This is a genomic window from Frankia sp. CeRuru1, assembly GCF_977966315.1.
Genome location: NZ_CDWWEW010000540.1, coordinates 2,270 through 3,535, shown reverse-complemented (window position 1 = coordinate 3,535; position 1,266 = coordinate 2,270). Strand labels below are relative to the sequence as shown.

Below are 1,266 nucleotides of genomic sequence, written 5' to 3'. Positions count from 1 at the left end.
TCGAACCCGTGCCCGCTGGCATCGACGTCCTTGCCCACCGCGCACCCGCCGTCGACCTGCGGATCGGTGGACAGCGGCTGCGTCTGGTCGGCCTCTACGTCCCGTCCCGGGGGCCGGCCGAACGCCGCGACGAGAACAAGCGCGCCTTTCAACATGCCGTCACCCGCGCGCTGCCCAATCTCCTCGCCGGCTTCGAGGGGCCGGTCGTGGTCACCGGCGACCTCAACGTCGTCGAACCCGGCCACGTCCCGCACTACCCGGTCTTCGGCCGCTGGGAGTACGACTTCTATCGTTCCTTCACCGACGCCGGCCTCACCGACGCCTACCGCGCCCTGCACCCCGACGCCCCGGGCCACAGCTGGTACGGCCGCGGCGGCAACGGCTACCGCTTCGACCACACCTTCCTCACCGTCGACCGGCTCGACTTGACCCGCTGCGACTACGTTCATGCCCCTCGCCACGACGGCCTCAGCGACCATGCGGCGATGGCCATCGCCGCTGTCGTTGCTCCCGGGCAGCTCCAGCCGTAGTTCGCCGGCGTCAGTTCGATTCCGCCGCGATCCAGGCGAGGATCACCCGCCGTACGAAGGCTCCCCCTTCGGCGAGGCCCATGGCCGACGTCTTGCTCGGGGTGCCGGGCATCCTGGCGTGCCGTGCGGCCTGTCCGCTGATGCCGGGATGGTTCGCGGCCTGCGTGAAGGCCCGCGCTTCGGCTTTCGTCACCCAGCCGAGGGCTGCCGGGTCGCGGCCGTCCTGCACGATCTCCCACACCTTGTAGAGCTCGACCCACCCGAGGTGCGTGGTCCGGCCGAGTATCGCCAGGGCCTCCGCGAGCGCCGGACCGCGGGCGCGGCAGCTGCCTGCGGAGGGCCCGGCGGCGGTGGCGGCTCGGAGGCCACCGCGTCACCTCCTATGACGACGCTCCCGACGCGGGTGGTGCACCTGATCGTCTTAGGCGTGAGGACGGCATGACGCCGATCACCGTCGTCGTACATCCCGGTCAGCTCGACGGCGTGGAAGTCGGTGCTGTTCAACCAGCCGATGCCGTTGACCCAGGCGAGCACCCCGGCCGCTGCCTCGTAGAAGGCCGTGTCCTCGGGCCGGTGGTCCACCGCCGTCGAGGTGAGGTAGTAGCCCTCCTCGTCCCGGACGACCTGAGTGCCACCCGTGGGCAGGACCCGCGAGAGCAGGGCGAGGTCGGTCTCCCCGCCCCGTAGACGCGCTTTCAAGGCCATTCGCCCAGCGTACGGTCCTTGGCGATCTCCT

Annotated in this window: 2 protein-coding genes and 1 pseudogene; 1 reads left to right on the top strand and 2 read right to left on the bottom strand. The window is 70.8% G+C overall.

What is annotated here, in order from left to right; genetic code table 11:
- Positions 1-530 (top strand): annotated as a pseudogene (locus AC08OP_RS24035) (endonuclease/exonuclease/phosphatase family protein); the annotation flags it as partial.
- Positions 531-540: 10 nt separating this feature from the next.
- Here AC08OP_RS24035 and AC08OP_RS24030 read toward each other — a convergent pair.
- Entirely contained in the window at positions 541-723 is a 183-nt protein-coding gene (locus AC08OP_RS24030; RefSeq protein ID WP_476616253.1) for a hypothetical protein, read from the bottom strand.
- Entirely contained in the window at positions 720-1,235 is a 516-nt protein-coding gene (locus tag AC08OP_RS24025) for a hypothetical protein (protein ID WP_476616252.1), read from the bottom strand. Before AC08OP_RS24025 ends, AC08OP_RS24030 begins: the two co-directional genes overlap by 4 nt.
- Between the last annotated feature and the right edge of the window lie 31 nt (positions 1,236-1,266).